Consider the following 4511-nt stretch of genomic DNA (forward strand, 5'->3'; position numbering starts at 1 on the left):
ACACTATCAAGACTCCAGACGGTAAGACTTACAAGATCGTACCGAAAGGTGACTACCCAGTAGGTAAAGTTGATGGCGATGGACACTTGGAATCATCTGATCCAATTAAAGGTAAAGTTGATAAACCACGTTCAATCATCACTTACGTCTACAAAGAAGTGAAAGGTGACGTTTACGTACACTACAAAGACACTGAAGGTAACACTATCAAGACTTCAGTAGTTGACGAAAAAGATCAACCAGTTGATAAAGACTACGATACAGTCGTAGACAACCGTCCAAAAGAAATCCAATACAATGGTAAGACATATGAATTGGTACCAGCAGGAAACTACAATGTAGGTAAAGTTGATGGACAAGGTCACCTTGAGTCATCTGACGCTACAACTGGTAAAGTGGTTGAAGGACGTAAAGATGTTACTTACATCTACAAACTTAAAGAAGAACCAGCGCAACCAACTGGTAACGTGTATGTTCACTATGTGGATGAATTTGGTAACACACTTAAGAATTCTGTAACAGACGAATATGCGCAACCGGTAGGTAAATATTACGATACAGTAATCGATAACCGTCCGAATACAATCATCACTTCAGATGGTAAGATTTATGTATTGGTACCAGCAGGTAACTATGCAGTAGGAAAAGTTGATGTTGATGGACATTTGACAACAACAGATTCAACTACTGGTAATGTCATCAAGGGTGATAAGAACGTTACTTACGTTTATAAACTTGTGAAGACACCAACCGTTCCAACACCAAACACACCAGTACCACCAACACCAACACCAAACACACCGGTAGATCCAACACCTAATAAACCAATGGATCCAACACCAAACACACCGGTAGATCCAACACCTAATACACCGGTAGATCCAACACCTAATACACCAGTGAACCCAGTTCCTGAGCAACCAGCTCAACCAGCTCCAGCTCTTGAACAACTTCCAAATACTGGTGAAACAGGATCTGTAGCTTCAGCTCTTCTTGGAGCAGTTGCAGGGGTTGCAGGGGTTGCAGCACTTGGACGTCGCAAAAAGGAAGATGAAAAATAATCTTCAATCCTAATTTGATTCGGTCATTTCAGGTATGTGGGAAATGAAAAAGGATCCAAAAAGAGAACCTCCGGGTTCTCTTTTTGTATGCTGTTATTTGTGTTAAAAACTAGTCTTAATTAGTTACTTTTGGGGAAAATTAGTGTATAATAACTCGGTATCTTATTTTTAAGGAGCGAACATGTTTTTTAAACGTTCGAAGGGTGATTTTCGCGAAACGGAGCGAATCACACGTTTTAAATTAATCAAATCAGGAAAGAATTGGGTACGGGCATCTGTTTCTCGGTTAGGCTTATTTCGTGTCATGCGAGGTGGTGTGGATGAAAAAATCATGGTTAGATATGATGATTCTTCACGTCAAATGCCTGCAGACCTAGTAAAAGGTATGGTTGTACTAGGGGCTCTTGCTGGAGCAACAACAGTTGCTAACCCAGTATTTGCAGAGGAAAATGGGATGGATACGACTGTTGGGTCTGAAATCAGCCCATCGACCGGTGTAGCGGGTTCGGATAGTTTGGTCTTGGGGACGACCTCTATCACAGATTCTGTGTCAGCCAGTCAATCTATAAGTGAATCTATCTCATTTTCAGAGTCAGCTAGTGACAGCCTTTCTTTGTCTCAGTCGGTTTCTTTGAGCGAATCACATGTTGTTAGTAATTCAGCGAGTCAGTCCACATCAGAATTTGCTAGTAGTAGTCTCTCAGAGGGCGATTCAATTCACAGGACTACTCCTGAAACGAGTGAGAAAGAAGCAGCGGCTCAGACCACTCGCTCGGAAGACCAGGTGAAGCGTCTGCAAGTCTTGGCATTAGATTTATATACTTATCGCGCTCAAGCCATGGAAATCCCGGGGACAGAATCTGCTATTGAGTATGGAGATCTGGCTTTAGAAGCTATTCGTTCAGGGTTATCTAATCCAGCGATCCAAATCGATGCAGTAGAAAGTCAAGCAAAAACTGCTCGCAATCGCTTGGCCAACGCGGTGCTGCGCGCGACATCTGGTCAACGAGATCCGCGCAATGGGAATCGTATAGATTCGGATACGAGCCTCCGTGCGCCCCAATACAATCTCGGACCAGCCAATAATGCCGTGATTTCTGTGTATAACTCTGATTATATCAACCAGGCTTATAATGTTGTTGAAAGCATTCCTACACGAAATAGTATTAAAAGCATTGGCTACGCTTCTGGTAGTGATCGTGTGAATGGCATCAACGTTCCTCAGACGTCGGCACTAAAAAATAGTGCAGTCGCCTTTAATATTGTGGGGACTGTTGGCCAGACAGAGGTCGTAACGCCTGGGAAAATTTATAATCTTTCTTTTGTAGTGACTAATACGGCTAAGCAGTCAGTGACACGTACGCTTCGTATTCAGGTTTTGCCACAAAATGATGGCATTCGAAACCCGATTACGGCTGTGACAACGGAAACTTTTGTCAATGATACCACTAACTTGTCCCAGGCTGAAAAAGAGAAGGTTTGGGAGGCTTTTAAGACTGCTAACCCAAATATTGCCACTTCAAAGGATTTTAAATCTTATTCGGTTTCATCATCAGGTGTGGTGACTATTACTTATAAAGATAACACCACAAATGATGTAACCGCTCCTGTTAAGCGCCTAGCAGCACCGACGGTTGAGACTCGCTTACTAGAGAAAGCCTATACTCAAACACCTGTAACGGTGACGGGGGCTGAGCCTGGAGCGACTGTTGTCTTGTACAATAATGATGATGAAATCGGAACAGCGGTAGCGGATGCTTCTGGACAAGCGATCGTAACACCGAAAGTTCCCTTGCAGACGGGTGGAGTAACAGCTAAGGCTCGCATTCTGTATGGTGATCATGCGGTTTATTCCGATGCAAGTAATATGGTTGCTGTAACAGATGCCACACGTCCTGAAGTGACGGCTAAGTTAACTGTCAATGGTGTAGAACCGAAATCAACCCCTCTTGAAGGTGGTGGGAAGAATTATACCATTTATGCTGGTGATGATGCGGTTGTGACTTTTACAGCTACTGATGACAGTGGCAAGTTGAAAGAAATGAAAGTCGTTGCACGAGCAGATTTGAACGACAATGCCTTGAACGGGAATTTCTTTGGTAGTAGCCAGTACGGAACAGGTAATATTGCACCGATTACGGGAGATATCACAGCTACGAGTTACAATCCTGCAACCATCACAGCGATCATTCATTTGAAAGATGATCTTTACCATTCCTTCCGAAACACATGGCAACGCAATGTCGCAGCTATTGATAATGCGTCCAATATGAACCGCCCAAATGGTTTGGGTGAAATTCGGATTACACAAGGACGTCTCGCTGATCGTACACCAGGTGTCGCTCCAACAAGCACTATTCAGGTGACGAGCCTGACTGACTTGACAGATGCAGATAAGAGCAAGGTGATTGCAGCTGTGTCGGCTGTTAATCCAGAGGTGGCTAACCGCATTAAGGCCTATACGGTTAATAGTGATGGTACAGTCACCATTACTTATAAAGATAGTACGACCAATGTCGTAGCTGTGAAATTGTCAGATAGTGATCATAGTCAGTCTGTCTCAAACAGTCAGAGTGCATCTACGAAGACTTCGCAATCGATTAGTCAGTCCTTAAGTACGAAGCAATCACAGAGCGTATCGACACAGCAGAGTGTTTCATTGAGCCAATCACTGAGCTCGGTTCGTTCGCAAAGTTTGTCGGCTTCACTAAGCCAATCAGCATCGGCAAGTGTATCCGCTCAAGCGAGTCTATCTCGCAGTCAATCATTGAGCAAGGAGATTTCTCAATCTCAATCCGCTTCAACGAGCCAATCTATATCGGCAAGAAAATCTGAATCTGTGAAGGTTTCGGAATCCGTTTCTGCAAGTGTCAGTGCCTTGCAGTCTGCTTCGGTATCAGCGAGTGCATCCAAAGTGGTTAGCCAGTCTATCTCAATCTCGACATCCGCTTCAACGAGCGCCTTTGTTTCAGTGAGTCAGTCTGCTTCAGCATTGGTTTCACAGTCAGTATCGGAGTCACTAAGTCAATCTACTCGTGAGTCGGTTTCAAAATCAGTGAGTCAATCGCAGTCTGAGTCTGCATCAGTATCCTTGAGTGAGTCAGTGTCAACGTCCGAATCTGTTTCAACGTCAGAGTCAGTTTCAAGTTCTGAATCGGTTTCAACATCTGAATCAGTTTCAACATCTGAATCAGTATCAACGTCCGAGTCATTGTCAGCGTCAGAATCAGTATCAACGTCCGAGTCATTGTCGGCATCCGAGTCAGTATCAACGTCTGAATCGGTTTCAACATCCGAATCGGTTTCAACATCTGAATCAGTATCAACGTCCGAATCAGTCTCGACTTCAGAATCTGTATCAACGTCTGAATCAGCATCGACGTCCGAATCAGTCTCGACTTCAGAATCGGTCTCGACTTCAGAATCGGTCTCAACATCTGAATCGGTGTC

At 43.9% G+C, this 4511-nt stretch carries 2 protein-coding genes; both read left to right on the forward strand.

Annotation, left to right across the window (positions count from 1 at the left end; genetic code table 11):
• Window positions 1-1061, forward strand: a 1061-nt coding sequence (locus tag ACVC7Q_RS06210) for a MucBP domain-containing protein (protein WP_447265225.1), incomplete at its 5' end; no start/stop codon positions are given.
• Between the two features lie 181 nt (window positions 1062-1242).
• On the forward strand, window positions 1243-4511 hold a 3269-nt coding region (locus ACVC7Q_RS06215), incomplete at its 3' end, for an accessory Sec-dependent serine-rich glycoprotein adhesin (RefSeq protein ID WP_447265226.1).

Source organism: Streptococcus sp. W151 (assembly GCF_053010205.1).